Annotated in this window: 17 protein-coding genes and 1 pseudogene; 6 read left to right on the top strand and 12 right to left on the bottom strand. The window is 32.8% G+C overall.

Annotated elements, in window-relative coordinates:
• Positions 1-38: 38 nt before the first annotated feature.
• The 4 genes and pseudogenes from prpD to BGS43_RS08270 form a co-directional block, all read right to left on the bottom strand.
• A complete protein-coding gene (prpD, locus tag BGS43_RS08285) occupies positions 39-1,493 on the bottom strand; it encodes a 2-methylcitrate dehydratase (RefSeq protein WP_025398678.1) in 1,455 nt (484 codons plus the stop codon).
• Between the two features lie 9 nt (positions 1,494-1,502).
• A pseudogene (locus tag BGS43_RS08280) lies at positions 1,503-2,629 on the bottom strand (citrate/2-methylcitrate synthase).
• Positions 2,626-3,501 carry a methylisocitrate lyase gene (prpB, locus tag BGS43_RS08275; protein WP_002778052.1) on the bottom strand — a complete coding sequence of 292 codons (876 nt, stop codon included), beginning with the start codon at positions 3,499-3,501 and terminating at the stop codon, positions 2,626-2,628. The pseudogene BGS43_RS08280 and the gene prpB overlap by 4 nt, the downstream one beginning before the upstream one ends.
• Entirely contained in the window at positions 3,501-5,408 is a 1,908-nt protein-coding gene (locus tag BGS43_RS08270) for a propionyl-CoA synthetase (protein WP_096569399.1), read from the bottom strand. The genes prpB and BGS43_RS08270 overlap by 1 nt, the downstream gene beginning before the upstream one ends.
• A 246-nt stretch (positions 5,409-5,654) precedes the next feature.
• Between BGS43_RS08270 and BGS43_RS08265 the strand changes: the two genes are divergently transcribed.
• A complete protein-coding gene (locus BGS43_RS08265; protein ID WP_002782477.1) occupies positions 5,655-6,578 on the top strand; it encodes a hypothetical protein in 924 nt (307 codons plus the stop codon).
• Here BGS43_RS08265 and mreC read toward each other — a convergent pair.
• The 8 genes from mreC to BGS43_RS08225 form a co-directional block, all read right to left on the bottom strand.
• Positions 6,573-7,322: a rod shape-determining protein MreC gene (gene mreC / locus BGS43_RS08260; RefSeq protein WP_057032460.1), complete on the bottom strand. Its 750-nt coding sequence runs from the start codon at positions 7,320-7,322 to the stop codon at positions 6,573-6,575. The two genes, BGS43_RS08265 and mreC, sit on opposite strands and share 6 nt — an antisense overlap.
• Complete coding sequence (locus BGS43_RS08255; RefSeq protein ID WP_002782475.1) at positions 7,312-8,352, bottom strand: rod shape-determining protein; 1,041 nt, start codon at positions 8,350-8,352, stop codon at positions 7,312-7,314. The genes mreC and BGS43_RS08255 overlap by 11 nt, the downstream gene beginning before the upstream one ends.
• A gap of 13 nt (positions 8,353-8,365) precedes the next feature.
• The gene (gene clpX, locus BGS43_RS08250; RefSeq protein ID WP_002826344.1) at positions 8,366-9,589 is read right to left on the bottom strand and encodes an ATP-dependent Clp protease ATP-binding subunit ClpX; all 1,224 of its coding nucleotides are present in this window, start codon (positions 9,587-9,589) and stop codon (positions 8,366-8,368) included.
• Positions 9,582-10,373 carry an acyl-ACP--UDP-N-acetylglucosamine O-acyltransferase gene (lpxA, locus tag BGS43_RS08245; RefSeq protein WP_002826343.1) on the bottom strand — a complete coding sequence of 264 codons (792 nt, stop codon included), beginning with the start codon at positions 10,371-10,373 and terminating at the stop codon, positions 9,582-9,584. Before lpxA ends, clpX begins: the two co-directional genes overlap by 8 nt.
• Positions 10,374-10,383: 10 nt before the next feature.
• Positions 10,384-10,824 (bottom strand): 3-hydroxyacyl-ACP dehydratase FabZ, encoded by a 441-nt coding sequence (gene fabZ / locus BGS43_RS08240; protein ID WP_002826342.1) that lies wholly within the window; start codon positions 10,822-10,824, stop codon positions 10,384-10,386.
• A gap of 114 nt (positions 10,825-10,938) precedes the next feature.
• Complete coding sequence (locus BGS43_RS08235; RefSeq protein WP_025398676.1) at positions 10,939-12,030, bottom strand: epoxyqueuosine reductase QueH; 1,092 nt, start codon at positions 12,028-12,030, stop codon at positions 10,939-10,941.
• Positions 12,030-12,488 carry a thioredoxin-dependent thiol peroxidase gene (bcp, locus tag BGS43_RS08230; RefSeq protein WP_002794098.1) on the bottom strand — a complete coding sequence of 153 codons (459 nt, stop codon included), beginning with the start codon at positions 12,486-12,488 and terminating at the stop codon, positions 12,030-12,032. Before bcp ends, BGS43_RS08235 begins: the two co-directional genes overlap by 1 nt.
• Positions 12,485-12,691, bottom strand: a complete 207-nt coding sequence (locus BGS43_RS08225) for a tautomerase family protein (protein WP_002778034.1) — start codon at positions 12,689-12,691, stop codon at positions 12,485-12,487. Before BGS43_RS08225 ends, bcp begins: the two co-directional genes overlap by 4 nt.
• Before the next feature lie 326 nt (positions 12,692-13,017).
• On the opposite strand from BGS43_RS08225, the gene ilvE reads away from it, so the two are divergent.
• The 5 genes from ilvE to BGS43_RS08200 form a co-directional block, all read left to right on the top strand.
• Entirely contained in the window at positions 13,018-13,932 is a 915-nt protein-coding gene (gene ilvE / locus BGS43_RS08220; RefSeq protein ID WP_057044812.1) for a branched-chain-amino-acid transaminase, read from the top strand.
• Positions 13,933-13,947: 15 nt separating this feature from the next.
• Complete coding sequence (locus BGS43_RS08215; protein WP_002790323.1) at positions 13,948-15,030, top strand: prohibitin family protein; 1,083 nt, start codon at positions 13,948-13,950, stop codon at positions 15,028-15,030.
• Between the two features lie 10 nt (positions 15,031-15,040).
• On the top strand, positions 15,041-15,571 hold the full coding sequence (locus tag BGS43_RS08210) for a DUF2393 family protein (RefSeq protein ID WP_002790325.1): 531 nt from the start codon (positions 15,041-15,043) through the stop codon (positions 15,569-15,571).
• On the top strand, positions 15,571-16,080 hold the full coding sequence (locus BGS43_RS08205; protein WP_002826340.1) for a DUF2393 family protein: 510 nt from the start codon (positions 15,571-15,573) through the stop codon (positions 16,078-16,080). The genes BGS43_RS08210 and BGS43_RS08205 overlap by 1 nt, the downstream gene beginning before the upstream one ends.
• A gap of 111 nt (positions 16,081-16,191) precedes the next feature.
• The coding region (locus BGS43_RS08200; protein ID WP_180753344.1) for a cache domain-containing protein at positions 16,192-17,450 on the top strand (1,259 nt) is incomplete at its 3' end.

Here is a 17,450-nt window from a genome sequence, read left to right as displayed (position 1 = left end):
AAATTAAACAAGACTGAAACAGTCTTGTTTTTTTATTTTTAACCCAGCCAAAAAAGATCGCTGAATTCGTTAAAATTCATTTGTTCTAAGCTCTTTTGATCTTCGCAAATTTTCATGATTTTTTCGCATTGTTTTGGACTTAAACGCGTAGCAAGATTGGCTTTAAATTTGGCGATTAAAAGAGGAATTCCTTCGCTTCTGCGTCTTTTGTGTCCTATAGGATACTCAACTTCGACTTTTTTTGTACTTGTGCCATCTTTAAAGAAAACTTGCACGGCATTAGCTATGCTTCTTTTATCGCTTTCTAAATACTCTTTTGTATAGCGATCATCCGCTTCTACTTGCATTTTAGCCCTTAAAGCATCAATTCTTTCATCGCTTGCAACACTATCTTCATAATCGTCTGCATTCAAACGCCCAAATATAAGTGGCACAGCAACCATATATTGGATACAATGATCCCTATCAGCAGGGTTTGCAAGTTCGCCTACTTTATTGATAATGCGATGTCCTGATTCTTGAGTTGTGATGATGATTTTTTCTATTTGATCCAAACGATCTTTTACCTCATCATGTAAAGCTAAAGCTGCTTCTACTGCAGTTTGTGCATGAAATTCAGCTGGGAAAGAAATTTTAAACAAAACATTTTCCATTACATAAGAACCAAATTCTTGAGGAATGGTAAGTTTTTGTCCTTTCATTTTCACATCTTCATAACCCCAAAATTTAGCGCTTAAAGCCGAAGGATAACCCATCTCTCCTGTTTTAGCTTTTAAAGCAAGATCCACACCTCTACTTGAAGCATCACCTGCTGCCCAGCTTTTTCTACTGCCTGTATTTGGTGCATGGCGATAAGTTCTTAAAGCTCCACCATCGATAAAGGCATGAGAAATAGCATTGCGAATTTCTTCAAAATCACAACCCAAAAGCTTTGCAGCTACTGCAGTACTCGCTATTCTTACAAGTAAAACATGATCCATTCCTACTTTATTAAAACAGTTTTCAAGCGCCAAAACTCCTTGAATTTCATGAGCTTTAATCATGGCTTTTAGGACACATTTTACTTTTAAAGGCTCTTTTCCTTCGCTGATATTTTTACGACTTGCATAATCAGCCACTGCCCAAATCGCGCCTAAATTATCGCTTGGATGCCCCCATTCAGCCGCAAGCCATGTATCATTAAAATCAAGCCATCTTACCATAGCACCCACATTAAATGCCGCACGAATCGGCTCTAATTGATAAGATGTTCCAAACACTTTTGCACCCAAAGGTCTAAATTCGGCTCCTTCAACACTTGGCCCTAAGAGCTTGGTGCAAGCAGGATATTTAAGCGCTAAAAGCCCACAACCTATAGTATCCATCAAACAATATCTAGCCGTTTCTAAAGCCAAATCACTTGTGATTTCAAATTCATCAGCGTATTTTGCAATTTTTGTTAAAAGTTCATCAAATTCAGGGCGTTTTGCCTCTAAAATTCCCATATCACTCATTTTTTCTCCTTATCTGTCTTGAATTTTTGCAAATTTTCTTGGTTCAACGCCTATGTATTCACTACTTGGGCGTATAAGTTTATTGTTTGCTCTTTGCTCTTTGATATGCGCACACCAACCACTTACGCGACTCATAAAAAAATCGGCGTAAAATACTCAGTTGGAATTCCCATAAAATGATAAGCTGATGCACTATAAAAATCTGCATTAGGTGGCAAACTTGGGCGTTTTTCTTTCATCAAAGCTTCTATGGCTTCACTGATTTTAAAAAGTAAATCATCACCTCCTAAATGCTTACTCCAAACCTTAATAAGCGCATTTCTAGGATCGCCTCCAAGCCCATAAACACGGTGACCAAAACCCATTAAAAGCTCTTTATTTTCTAATTTTTTATTCACACCCTCAATGGCATCCTCAACACTTTTAAAACTTTCTATTAAGTGCATCGCTGCTTCATTTGCTCCTCCATGCAAAGGCCCTCTTAAAGCTCCAATAGCCGCAGCAACTGCGCTAAAAATATCACTTTTTGTTGAAGCACAAATTCTAGCTGTAAAGGTTGAAGCATTAAATTCATGCTCTGCATAAAGGATTAATGAGCATTGCATAGCCTTGATAAAATCTTCTTTTGGAGCTTCAAGTTTTAATTTTTCCAAAAAATATCCCGCTATATTTGTTTGATTGGAATCAAAATCAATTTCTTTACCAAAATTCACATAATGATGCCAGTAACAAAGTACACTCGGCAAAATTCCTAAAAGTCTGATGATTTTTTCATCTTGATCACTAAAATCCTCATTTTCGCCTTCTAAAGCTCCTAGTGCTGCAACAGCTGCTTGCATCAAATTCATAGGATGAACTTCCTTAGGTATAGCCCTTAAAACGCTTTTTAAATTCTCACTCAAAGCTCTTTGAGCGATAATTTTTGTTTTATAATTTTCTAATTCTTTTGCGTTTGGCAATTCCCCAAATTGGAGCAAATAAGCTATTTCTTCAAATTCTGCATTTTGTGCTAATTCTTCTATGCTATAACCATAATAATTTAGTCCGTTTCCAAGCCCGCAAGTACAAATTGCACTTTGTCCTGCGATAACTCCTGCTAATCCACCCGTTTTTTTAGCTGCTTCACTTATACTCATTTTGCACCTCTTTTAAATAATTCGTCTAATTTTTGCTCATAAGAATAATAATCTAACATTTCATAAAGCTCTTCTCTAGTTTGCATAATTTCAAGCACATCTTTTTGATGTCCGTTTTTCAATATGCTTTCATAAACTTGAACTGCAGCTTTATTCATCGCACGATTTGCACTTAAAGGATAAAGCACCATAGATACTCCTGCTCTATTTAATTCTTCTTTAGTAAAATAAGGAGTTTTTCCAAATTCTGTGATATTTGCAAGAATTGGAACTTTTACATTTTTAACAAATTCTTCATATTCTTCTAAACTTGTAATAGCTTCAGCAAAAACCATTTCAGCTCCAGCCTCAACATATGCCAATGCCCTTTCAATGGCTTTTTGTTGACCCTCGATTGCATGCGCATCTGTTCTTGCCATAATCACAAAATCAGGATCGATTTTTGCATCTACTGCTGCTTTAATACGATCACACATCTCTTCAGTGCTTACTAATTCCTTATTAGGACGATGTCCGCACCTTTTTTGAGCCACTTGATCTTCAATATGAGTTGCTGCTGCACCCGCACGAATCAATTCTTTTATCGTTCTTGCAATATTAAAAGCGCCTCCAAAACCCGTATCTGCATCAACTAATAAAGGCGTATCCACTCTAGAGCAAATGCGTCTTACATCAATGCATACTTCTTCAAGTGCGATAATCCCCAAATCAGGCAAGCCATAACTCGCGCTTGCCACGCCACTTCCCGAAAGATATAAAGCTTTGTGTCCTATTTTAGTAGCTTGTAAAGCACTATAAGCATTGACAGCTCCTACTATGGTCAAAGGTTTGCTTGTCTTTACTAATTCTTTAAATTTTTTTCCTGCACTCATTATTTTTCTCCTTTATTTTTTGGGTATCCTAAAGCATTAATAGCTTTTTCGCAAGCTTTTAAAACATTACTATCCTCTATAGTAGCTGGAACATTTAAGGTTGAACCATCAGCCATTTCTCTTAAATTTTTACGCAAAATTTTTCCACTTCTTGTCTTAGGTAAAGCACTAACAACTGTGGCAATTTTAAACGAAGCTACGGCTCCAATTTCTTGACGCACCAAAGCTACAACTCCTTCAACTATACCCCTATGATCTCGCTCTATACCCTCTTTTAAAACGATAAAGCCCATAGGTATTTCACCTTTAAGCTCATCATTTACACCTATAACCGCACATTCTGCAACATCAGGATGTTTTGCTATAATCTCTTCCATTTCTCCAGTTGAAAGTCTATGGCCTGCAACATTGATGATTCCATCCATTCTTCCTAAAACATACACATAGCCATCTTTGTCGATATAGCCTGTGTCTCCTGTTAGATAATAGCCTGGAAATTGATCTAAATATCCCCTACGATATCTTTCATCATTCTCCCAAATTCCCATTAAACAAGCTGGAGGTAAAGGAAGTTTTAGGCACAAAATTCCTTTTTTTCCTGCTCCAAGCTCTTGACCTTTTTCATCTAAAACCTTAAGATTAAATCCTGGCATAGGTTTTGTAGGACTTCCTGCTTTAACAACTTGCGCTTCCAAGCTCAAAGGATTAGCTGCGATCGCCCAACCTGTTTCAGTTTGCCACCAATTATCAATCACAGGTTTTTTTGTAAGCTTTTCTATCCATTTAAGCGTATCGCTATCGCATCTTTCACCTGCTACAAAAATAGATCTTAAGCTATCAAGATTAAATTTTTTAATCCATTCTCCTTTAGGATCTTCTTTTTTAATCGCCCTAAAAGCAGTTGGAGCTGAAAAAAGCACATTCACTTTATATTCTTCAATAATTCTCCAAAATACTGAAGGATTAGGTGTTCTTACAGGTTTTCCCTCATAAACTATAGTTGTACATCCATTCATCAAAGGTGCATAAACTATATAAGAATGTCCCACAACCCAACCTACATCAGAAGCGGTAAAAAAGACATCTCCTGCTTTAGCATTATAAATATTATCCATCGACCATTTCATAGCCACAGAATGACCTCCATTAGAGCGGATTACTCCTTTTGGAGAACCTGTGGTGCCTGAAGTATAAAGTATATAAAGCGGATCAGTAGCTAAAACAGGTACAGGATCTACCCCGCGAGTTTTTTCCTCTTCAAGCTCCCAATCAATATCCCTCCAAGGAAGCATATTTGCTCTATATTGTGGGCGTTGCCAAATCAAACAAGTCGTAGGCTTATGAGTACATTTTTTAATAGCCTCATCTAAAATAGGTTTATACTCGATAATGCTACTTACTTCTATCCCGCAACTTGCACTAATAATCATTCTAGGTTTAGCATCTTCTATCCTCGTAGCAAGTTCATGTGCTACAAAGCCTCCAAATACAACACTATGAATAGCTCCAAGCCTAGCACAAGCAAGCATGGCTATAAGTGCTTCAGGTATCATTGGCATATAAATAACAACGCGATCCCCTTTAACCACGCCCTTATTTGCTAAAATTCCGGCTACTTTTGCAACACGATCACGAAGTTGCTTATAAGTATATTTTTTCTTTGTATCCGTAACAGGAGAATCATAAATCAGTGCTAATTGATCGCCCCTGCCATTGTGTACATGTAAATCAAGTGCATTATAACAAGTATTCATACACCCGCCAACAAACCATCTGTAATGCCCATCGCTATCATCAAGCACCCTATCCCATTCATTATACCAATGCACTTTTTTAGCTGCTTCAGCCCAAAATGCTTCAGGATTTTGAAGAGATTCTCGATAAGTCTGCTCATAAACAATACCCATAATCCATCCTTTCTTGATAAGTTGAATTTGCATTATAGAGTTTTTGTTTGAAAAATAAAATGCCAATTTTTTGGTTTAATTGTGTGATTTTGTAGCTAAAAAAATAAATTTTGTATATTTTTTGAACAAAATTTTAATTTTTGTATATATATTTACCTATATTTTTAATAATTAGAAAATATAAAAAATAATGAAAAAATATGTTTGTATCAAAAAGTAACAAAAATAATTTTTAAGAGTGAGACAATGTTAAATTCTAAAGATAGAACACAAGTAATTTTGGAAAAATCAGGCTTAAGTTTGAGCAAATTTGCAACAATTTTGGGCAAAGATCGTAGAACACTTGCTAAATTTATAGAAAATGACACAGTAAAAGAACTCGATACCAAAAGTAAAGAAAAAATTTGTGAATTTTTTCGCTATCCTTTTAAAATATGGGAAAGCAATGAAAACGAATTTTATACACTCTTAAATCAAATAGAAAATAATGAAATTCGCATCATTGACGAAGGATACATCGGAGGATTAAAATATATTTTTGAAAATGAAAATGAAGGTTCACTTATATTACACCCTGCTTTTCCAAATCCCGCTTATAGGGATTTTATCGTGCCTTTAGTATATCAAAATAACGACAGCGAAGAGGCTAGAATATATCGCATAAAAAGGGGTGAAAAAATGAGAGCACATTCTTTTAATGCAAGCGAGTGGTATTCTATCAAGTCTTTACTTGAATTTTGTTTTTCGCCTATAGGAAATTTTTATACAAAAGAACAAAAAATTCAAATTTTAGAACTCATGATTAATACCTTTAAAGATAATCTTAACAAATCTTTATATTTCTTTGATTCTTATGATAAAAAAATTTATGGGCTTGATGTGTTTTATCTTTCTATCAATGCTAAAGAAAATACAATGTTTTTTAAAGCCCCTTTGGAAATGCTATTAGTCGAGATTAAAAACTCAACCCTAGTTCATAAAATTCACGAGCATTATACCCATGCAAAAAAATGTCCTGCGCATATTTTAACTCAAGATGCATGTTTTATCATGGAAATTTTATTACAATGTTTAAAAGACAATTTAGACATTAAAGAAAGCTGTGATATCCTAGATAAAAAAAGCCCATATGGAAATTTATTTAAAAAGAGTCTAAGTGTTGATTTATAAACTATCGATTATATAAAGATAGGCAGGGATATTGATATTAGCATAAGGTTTTACTTCAACACTTTGATACATATCCTCATCTTTGATTGCACTTACAATACCCACTGGAACATCTGAAAAAAAGATATTGTCAAGGCCACTTGTTAAAATCTCATCTCCTATATTAATTTTTGCCCATTTGGGTATAAATTTAACCTTAAGTTTATCATCTTCGCCTTGGATAAGGCCAGGAATTTTATTTTTACCTACATATACAGAAAAAACACATTGTTCATCGCCCTGTAAAAGTGCCATAGCTCTGCCATCTTTATTGATCGCAATGCCTATAGTGTATCCTTGATGAATCAAACCTTTATTTTTATTAGGAGATACTTTGGCAAAATCAAGCCACAATCTTTTATAATCATTTAATTTTACATAAGAAATAACTCTTACTAAAGAAACTTGAGGTAAGTATCTTGTTGAATTTTTATCCTCTAAAATACGATTTAATTGGTTTGCAAAGCTTGTAGTTAATACAGCTGCGTATTCTAGCTCTTGATTTCTTGCTTTTAATTGTTCAATTTGATCTACTTGATCAAAATACTTGGAAAAAAATTCGGTGATAGTATCCTTAATTCCATAAAATTTTTCTAACACCGTATCATTTACCAAAAGAACATTTTTTTTTACCAAGCCCCCATAGTAAAAAGATATAAAAACTAAAAAAAATAAAACAAGGACAAAGATAAGCTTATTCTTCATTCGTCAATTGTTGCAATAGTGAAATTTCCTCCAAAGCTTTACCCGTTCCCTTGGCCACGGCTAAAAGTGGTTCATCAGCAATATATACTGGCAAGCGAACAATTTCACTTAAATATTTATCAAGTCCACGAATCAATGCTCCACCACCTGTTAAGACAACACCATTTTCTACTATATCACTTGCAAGATCAGGTGGCATCATTTCAAGTACCATTTTTAAAGCATCTGCTATTTCTTTTAAATATTCCCTCATCGCCTCTCTAACATCTTCACTTGTAAGCTCGATACGACTTAAAAGTCCACTCACTTGATCACGCCCCTTTACAACCATAGAAAGTTCTTTTGGAAGCTGGATAGCTGAACCGATAGCGATCTTAATCTCCTCGCCCGTTCTTTCGCCAATGATAAGATTGTATTTTTCTTTGACATAATTTACTATACTTGTATCAAGCTTATCACCTGCAGTACGAATAGACTTTGAAATAACAAGCCCACCTAGTGAAATCACACCAATTTCAGTTGTTCCACCCCCTATATCTACAACTAAATTTCCTTTAGGTTCTTGTATAGGTAAATTTGCCCCAATAGCTGCTGCCATAGGTTCTTCTATCAAAAATACTTCTCTTGCACCTGCACTTAAGGCACTTTCTCTAACAGCCTTTCTTTCAACTTGAGTTAAGCCATAAGGGACTGAAATGATGATTCTAGGTCTTAAAAAACTTTTTCTGCGGTGAGTTTTTTCTATAAAGTAACGAATCATTTTTTCTGTCATATCAAAATCAGCAATAACTCCATCTTTCATCGGGCGAATAGCTTCGATATTTCCTGGGGTTTTACCAACCATATCTTTAGCTTCTTTTCCTACAGCTAAAATTTTAGCCCTAGAACCATACTTTTCTCTCTCTACAGCCACAACAGAAGGCTCATTGATAACTATGCCCTTATCTTTTACCAAAACAAGAGTATTAGCAGTTCCTAAGTCTATACCCATATCGCTTGAAAAAAATCCTATAAGTTGATCTAAAATCATTTTTATCCCTTTTTTAGCTTATTTTCTTTTTGATTAATAACGCTTTTGCACCATCTCTTACCACTTCTTTGGTGATAACGATATCATAATTTTTATATTCTGGTAACTCAAACATCAAATCCACCATTATTTCTTCTATAATACTTCTAAGTCCTCTAGCGCCCGTTTTTCGTTCTAAGGCTAATTTTGCAATTTCTCTTAAAGCATCATCTTCAAATTTCAAATTGACGCCATCAATAGCAAAAAGTTTTTGATATTGCTTTACGATAGCATTTTTTGGCTCGGTCAAAATTCTTACCATATCATCTTCATTAAGCTCGTTTAAAGAAGTTATAACATGTAAGCGCCCTATAAGTTCAGGTATAAGGCCAAAATGCACTAAATCATCAGGCTCTATCTTTTCAAGCAAGGCTTTGCTATTTTCTTTTTCATTATCGAAAAAGCCTACGACCTTATCGCCTAATTTTCTCTTAAGTATAGTTTCTAAGCCATCAAATGCACCACCACAAACAAATAAAATATTTGAAGTATCAATTTGAATAAAATCTTGATTAGGATGTTTTCTTCCTCCTTTAGGCGGAATATTAACCAAGCTTCCTTCTATAATCTTAAGCAAAGCTTGCTGCACGCCTTCTCCACTCACATCACGAGTGATAGAGCGATTTTCACTCATTCTAGCTATTTTATCAATCTCATCGATAAAAACTATACCTTTTTGAGCTCTTTGCACATCTCCATCAGCAGCTTGCAAAAGACGGGTTAAAATATTTTCTACATCCTCACCCACATAACCTGCTTCGGTTAAAGAAGTCGCATCGCAAATGGCTATAGGTACATCCAAAAATTTAGCTAAAGTTTGAGCAAGTAAGGTTTTTCCGCTACCTGTAGGACCTATAAGAAGGATATTGGATTTAAAAAGCTCCACATCATCATCTTGAAGTTCAGATTTGAAAAGTCTTTTATAATGATTATAAACCCCTACACTAAAAACTTTTTTAGCCCTATCTTGCCCTATGACATAGCGATCCAAATAAGCTTTTAATTCTTTTGGAGTAATATCTTTAAAATCAACGCCATGTTCATGTTTTGGCTCTTTAAATTCTTTTTCTTCCCCATAGATAATACTATAAGCCCCCTCAACACAATATTCACAAATAAAAGCATCATCATTTTCATTTGCTAAAATTCTTCTTTGTGGATTCTCCACTTCATTGCAAAAACTACATTTTCTAGGCATTATTTTTACCTCTATATACAGGGATTCCGCGTTTTGTTTCTAATATAAATTTACACATTTTATTAACATTTTCACTTTCATTATTTTCTAATAATTTTTGAGCATTTTCTTTTAAATCCCCCTGTCTAAACAAGAATTTAAAAGCTTTACTAAGCCTATCTACTTCATCCTTATCAAAACGACGACGAATTCCTACTAAATTCAAACTTCTAATACTTGCACGATTTCCTTCAGCTAAACAAAAAGGTACTATATCTTGCGAAAGCGCACTCGCGCCTGCTATCATACAACCCTCACCCACTTTAACAAATTGATGAATAGGAGTAAGACCACCCACAACGGTAAAATCTCCTAGTTCTACATGCCCTGCTAAGGTTGCATTGTTGGCTAAAATAATATTATCCCCTAAAAGGCAATCATGCGCGATATGACAATACGCCATTATAAAAGCGTTATTTCCTATGCGAGTAAAACCATCGCCTTTAGCTGTACCCGAATTTATCGTAGCAAATTCTCTAATAGTAGAATTTTGCCCTATAATCACTCCGCTTTTTTGTTCGTCCTTATAAGATATATCTTGAGGAATATCACCTACTATAGCATATGAAAACACACGAGAATGATCACCTATGGTAGTATCTGAAAGTATTCTCGCCCCTTGTTTGATAACAGCCCCATTGCCTATCTTAGCCTCTTTGCTTACATATGCATAAGCCTCAATAACAACATCATCACCTAAAATAGCTCCATCTTCTATTACAGCACTAGGATGAATTTTTTTCACTGATTCTCTCTTATTTGTCTACTATCATAGCTTTAAGTTCTGCTTCTGCAACCAAATTTCCATCTACAAAAGCTTGACCCTTAAAAATCCACATATTGCCACGATTTTTAACTACTTGCATTTCATAATCAAGTCTATCTCCAGGGCGAACAGGATTTCTAAATTTAGCTCCATCAATACCTGTAAAATATACAACCTTACTTTTTGGATCTACCTTAGCATCCATGCTTTCAAAAGCCAAAACCCCACCCGTTTGCGCCATACCTTCTAAAATCAAAACTCCAGGATAAATAGGATGACCTGGGAAATGTCCCATAAAAACATGATCGCTTATGCTGATATTTTTATATCCTCGAACAACTTCTCCAATTTTTAACTCTGTGATTTTATCAACAAGCAAAAAAGGATAACGGTGAGGTAAAATTTCTTGAATTTTCATTACATCTATCATTAAATCGGCCTTAAAAACAATTAAAAAACATAATTATATAAAAAAATCATTAAAAATTATGTTAATCCAATCAATTTTAGTCAAAATTTTAAGTGATTTTAAAATATTTTAAATCTATATTCTTTTTATAACTTCCTTAACATCATAGTAAATTTCACTCTTTGCTATAATCTCATATCTTGTAGGTAAAATTTTTTCAAGCACTATAACAGGACTAAGATCATAAGCTCCAAAATGTTTATTTCGCCATTTAATTTCTTCTTCTATTTTTAAAGGATATTTTAAAAAATCTTCAAAATTTTTCCATTTGTTTTTAAAATCAGAATTAAATCGCCAAAATTCTATAAAGCTGATTTCATCTTTCGTGCTTTTATAAATTCCATTCTTTAAATTTTCATTTAAATTTTTCTCATCTAAACTAAATCTTGCATAATGATTTTTAAAATGAGAATAAAATAAAATATGGCTCTTAACGGCTTTTTTATCAAGCTTTATTAAAGCACTTAAAAGTCGGTAGTTTAAGAATTTTTGTCTTATAATTTCAAATTTTATACCCTTTTTTTCTAATAAATTAACTTTTTTATAAAGAGCTATTCTAGCTTCTATGCTTGCGGGTAAAATTTGAGCATTAATAGGCGACATTAATTCATCAATAAAGTTTTTATCTTGCTTTTGCTTTTTAAGCCCATAAATACAACCGCAATAATTTTGATGATAAAGCATTTCTTTTTTTGCTAAAGCAAATTGCCTTTGAGTGCCTCCATTTTTACGAAAATCAGGAGCTAAAAATTCCACCCCATAAGGCTCACACTCTTTTTGTAAAGCATTTTTTAATTGTTCTAAATCCTTCTTAGGACTTGTTAAAAGTGTTGTTGTAAGCTTTTTTTCTCCCATTTTAGCTGCAAATTCTACACTTGAACCCATTCTTAGATCAAAACAAATTTCACATCTTGCACCTTTTTCTGGTTCATCTTCGTAACCCTTCACAGCTTGTAGCCATTTTTCATACTCATACTCGCCCTTATAAAGTTTGATACCGAGCTTATCGCAAGATCTTTTTACATCCAAAAATCTTAATTCATATTCGCTTAAAGGATGGATATTAGGATCGTAAAAATACCCTATAATTTTTTCTTTAGGGTATTCTTTTCTAAGCTCTTCTATAAAATAATGACTGTCTACACTACAACAAATATGCACCAACATTAAAGACTTTCAAGAACTTTTAGTGCGTGATCTTTTACACGAACATTGCTATAAATTTGAGCGATTTTTCCCGCTTCATCGATAACAAAAGTCGATCTTATAATACCTTCGTATTCTTTACCATAGTTTTTCTTAAGCCCCCAAGCTCCATAAGCTTTTGCCACTTCTTTTTCGCTATCACTTAATAATATGTGCTTTAAATTAAATTTAGCAATAAATTTATCATGACTTGCCACACCATCAGGACTTACACCGATAATCACTGCATTTTTATCACAAAACTTATCATAACTCGCACTAAAATCGCACGCTTCTGTGGTGCAACCTGGAGTATTATCCTTAGGATAAAAATACAAAATCACTTTTTTACCAATAAAATCCTTAAGAGCGATTTTCACTCCATCTTGATTTAAAAGTTCAAATTGTGGTGCTTCATCCCCTACTTTTAAAATACTCATTTATTTGCCTTTGCTTTAATGGCCTCTACACTTTCTCCACCAAAACCTATGTCATAACTTTCGATATCTTCTAGCATCACCACTACTCTTTCTTTGCTTTTGTTGTATTTTGTGCTTAAAAGCTCAGTTATATCGGCTATCAACTCAGCTTTTTGCTCCTTGCTTAAAGCTGGCTTTGCTAATTTAATATTTACAATTGGCATTTTTTCTCCTTTGATTTTTATAATTATTTCAAACTTTAATAAATAAATTTTTAAATTTACACTAAATTCTATAAAAAATTTAATTCAGTTTTTCACAATCTTGACTTAAAAATCGTGGTATTAAATTTCTCATTCTTATTTTAATCATCAGAAAAAAGCCATATCCTTAATAAAATCGACTCAATAAATTCTAAAAGTTTGATTTTATTTTTTATTAAAATCCTTCATAAATGTTTAAATTTATACTTTATATATCAAGCTATCATTAATTTACTTTTGCTAAAATTAAAAGTTTTTTAACAAAAATATGACTATTAAGGCTAAAAATGATCTCAGCAGATAAAATTTGGATGGATGGAAAATTAGTTGATTTTAAAGATGCAACCTTGCACTTTTTAACCCATTCTTTACATTATGGTAATGCTGTTTTTGAAGGAACAAGAACTTATAAAACAGATAAAGGCTTAGCGATTTTCAGACTTGAAGATCATACTAAAAGGCTTTTAGAATCCGCTAAAATTACTCTTTTAAACTGCCCTTTTTCTCAAAAAGAGCTTGAAAAAGCACAAATTGAACTTTTAAAAGTAAATGATTTTAAAAACAATGTCTATATTCGCCCTGTGATTTTCTTAGGAGATGGAGTAATGGGACTTTATCATGTAAAAGCCCCTGTACGCGTTGGCATCGCTGCTTGGGAATGGGGTGCTTATTTGGGTGAAGAAGGTTTAGAAAAGGGTATTAAAGTAAAAATTTCATCCTTTGTAAGAAATAGTGTAAAATCTTGCATGGGCAAAGCAAAAGCGAGCGCAAACTATCTTAACTCTCAAATTGCAAAATTTGAAGCTATTGAAGCAGGATATGAAGAAGCTTTGATGCTTGATGAAGAGGGTTTTATAGCAGAAGGTACGGGAGAGTGCTTCTTTATCGTAAAAGATGGAGTTTTAATCACTCCACCTAATGATTTTTCTTTAAAAAGCATCACTCAAGATACAGTGCTTAAAATCGCTCATGATCTTGGTATCACTGTGCTTCGCCAAAGAATTTCAAGAGATGAAGTTTATACTGCTGATGAAGCATTTTTTACTGGAACTGCTGCAGAAATCACCCCTATTAATAATGTTGATGCAAGAATTATAGGCAGTGGTATAAGAGGTTCTATTACTAAAAAACTTCAAGATGCTTATTTTGATGTAGTTTATGGACGCAATGAAAAATACGCATCTATGCTAACTTATATTTAAAGATAAAGGAAATAAATGCCAGCTGATTTGAATGATTATTTCAATAAAAAAAATGGAAATTTTAATAACAATAACAACCGACAAAATTTCAATTTCAAAGCTCCTGAATTTAATTTCAAGGGTTTTGGAAAATTTTCTCCTTTTGTTTATGGTGTAATTATTATTGTTTTGTTTTTAATTATCGCAAAACCTTTTATGGTGATAAATTCTGGAGAAATGGGGATTAAATCCACTACAGGTAGATACGATCCAAATCCTTTAGAGCCAGGACTCCATTTTTTTATACCTTTTATACAAAAAATAACTACAATTGATACGAGAGTAAGACAAATCAATTATGCTTCTATAGAAGGAAGTAATGAGAATTTAACTTCAGGTTCAGGTGTAATTAATAAAAACAGCATTTCTGTGCTTGATTCACGCGGCTTGCCTGTTTCTATTGATGTAACAGTTCAATACCGCTTAAATCCTTTACAAGTTCCTCAAACTATAGCAACTTGGAGTTTAAATTGGGAAAATAAAATCATAGATCCTGTGGTGCGTGATGTGGTTCGAAGTGTTGTAGGAAAATATACTGCTGAAGAGTTGCCAACAAATCGTAATGCAATCGCAACTCAAATCGAAGAAGGGATAAGAAAAACCATAGAAGCACAACCTAATGAGCCAGTGGAACTTCGTGCGGTTCAACTTAGAGAAATTATATTGCCTTTGAAAGTAAAAGAGCAAATTGAACGCGTGCAAATTGCAAAACAAGAAGCAGAAAGAACTAAATATGAGGTAGAAAGAGCAAATCAAGAAGCTTTAAAAAAAGCTGCTTTGGCTGAAGGGGAAGCAAATGCAACTATCATCAGTGCTAAAGGTAAAGCAATGGCTGTAAAAATAGAAGCAGATGCGCAAGCTTATTCTAATAAAGAAATTGCGAATAGTTTAAATACTCCTTTGCTTAACTTAAAACAAATTGAAACCCAAAAAGAATTTAATGAAGCCTTGAAAGTCAATCAAGATGCTAAAATTTTCTTAACTCCTGGTGGAGCAGTACCAAATATTTGGGTGGATACTAAGGATGCTAAAAAACAAAGTTCTACTAACATGAACTAGGATATATAAAGTGGAAAGACTAAAAGAAATTGTGCATTTTTACACTACTCACTTATATTTAGTGGATTATATGCTGATTTTATTTGTCTTTTTCCTCTTTACTTGCGTTCTACTCTTGTGTATCTTTTTACGCCACAAACCTGTGGCGGCTCTTTTGATCATCGCACTTAATATAATTATTTGTTTTTTGATTTATACATATGGATATAAATTCATAGATAGCGAAGTAAGGAGCAGAAAAACAACCATTGTAGAACAAAAATTCATCCAAAGCTCTGAAGCTTTAATTATTGATTTTAATATCACAAATACTTCTAAAAACGACTTTAAACAATGTAAAGTGATTGCTAGAATTTTCAAGGATAAATTACCCGAAGATAATCTCATCAATGAATATAAAAATCAACTCATTCCCTTTAGGCAAAAAAGCAGGGAAATTTTTAATCTGAAAAAAAATACAACTCAATTTCAAAGAATTGCTTTTGAAAATTTTAACTATGAAAATAACTATACCATACGCTTAGTTTCGGAGTGTTTTTAATGCATTTTACAATTTTTCATATTATAGTTTTTATCATTTTACTTATTTGCTTTGCCTTGATTTGTATTTTAATCTTTCTAAAAGTCAAACAAAAAGAAATGGCTTTGATTTCTTATACCATAGCTACTATTTTTACCGCACTTTTGATATATTCTATTTTTCTGACAATCAATCAATTCACCACTCAAGCCGATCTTAGCAAACTAACCTACACAAGAGATCTAAGACATGAAAGCGTTATAGTAAGTGGAAAAGTTCAAAATCTTACCAAATTTGAAATCAAAAAATGCTATTTGATACTTAGCATATTAAACCAACAACAAGTAGGAGGTGAAATTTTCAATGATAAAAATATCCGTAACGCTAAAATGCAAAATACAAGTGTTTCTTATACTATAGAAATCATAGACACACTCCCGGGTAATACCTATAAAGAATTTAGAGCTAGCGTTCCTTTTCCTCCAACTTTTAATAATCCTGAATTTTATCACACCTTAAAATGTATTTGATATTATTAAATAGTTTTAAAACATCTATAAAAAATAATTTTATATTAATTTTATTTTTTTTGATATGCTAGCGAACTTTATTTTTAGTAAAAAATTTATGTGAGGTTTTTCATGTTTAGACTATCGAGCGTTAGTTCAAAACTCTTATTATCAGTTGCTATTAGTGTTATTGTAGCTATAGCTCTTATGATTACTATTGTTTCTTTTCAAGTTGCTTCATATTCAGAAAAAGAAGCCAAAGATACTATTTTATTATCTTCAGAAAGATATGTGAATTATATACAAGGTATTTTAAATGAAGAAGTCACACTAACCAAAGGAGTTGCTACATCGTTAAATGAAATGTTTCAAAATAATGATCATATAGATATCGATTTAATTGAAAGTCTTATAAAAAATACTTTTGATAGTAGTCACTATGCAGCATATACATTTCTCTATTTAAAAGATACTACTGTATTAAGTGATATGCAGAATGTAGATAAAAAATATATTAGCCCAGATGGAAAAACTTTTTCTATGATATTTTTTGATCAAATAGTAGAAAAATCTGGTGGAATAACTACTATTTCAACTCCAAACAATTTCTCTCAATTAAATCTAATACAAAATATCGAACAAAATGCAAAATATGGAGATAAAGACTCTGTTTTTGTAGGTTCTCCTAGAAAACTTAATTATCATAATAATGAATTTTTAGGTATAAATTTCGGTATGCCTATTTTTAACAATAAGGGCAAATTTATTGGAGTTATAGGATATACTATAGATTTACTAGAAATTTCCGAGACTATGTTGGATCCAAAATTCGACTTTTTTGAAGGGGATCTAAGATTCTTAATGAACGATCAGGGTATTATTGCTATTCATAAAAATAAAAATGCAATTTTAAAAACTTTATTTGATATTAACAAAGATCAATCTGCTCAATTAATTGTTGAGGCAGTTAAAAACCATAAATATGAAATCTTAGATAATTATATTGCCTCAACAGGAGATCTTAGTTATGCTAGTATCTCTTCATTTAGCACTTTAGGTAATTCTAGTCATTGGAGTGTAATTGTAACAGCTCCTAAAAAATCAGTTTTAGCCCCTTTATATGAACTACAATATATTATTATTAGTGTTGCTATAATAGCACTAATTGCTATTTTGGCTGTTGTGTACTTTTTTATAAGAAAAATCATAGGCTCTAGAATTCCTCTTATACTTAAGTCTTTGGAAAATTTCTTTCGCTTTTTAAATCATGAAAAAATAGAAGTTCAGACAATTGAAATTAAAACTAATGATGAATTAGGCAAAATGGGTAAAGCTATCAACGAAAACATCCTTGCTACTAAACAAGGTTTAGAACAAGATGCTAAAGCAGT

It is taken from the genome of Campylobacter sp. 110 (assembly GCF_002383965.1).
GTDB classification, from domain to species: Bacteria; Campylobacterota; Campylobacteria; order Campylobacterales; family Campylobacteraceae; genus Campylobacter_D; species Campylobacter_D coli.
Note: the sequence above shows the minus strand (reverse complement) of the source record. Positions and strands in the feature narration are given on the sequence as shown.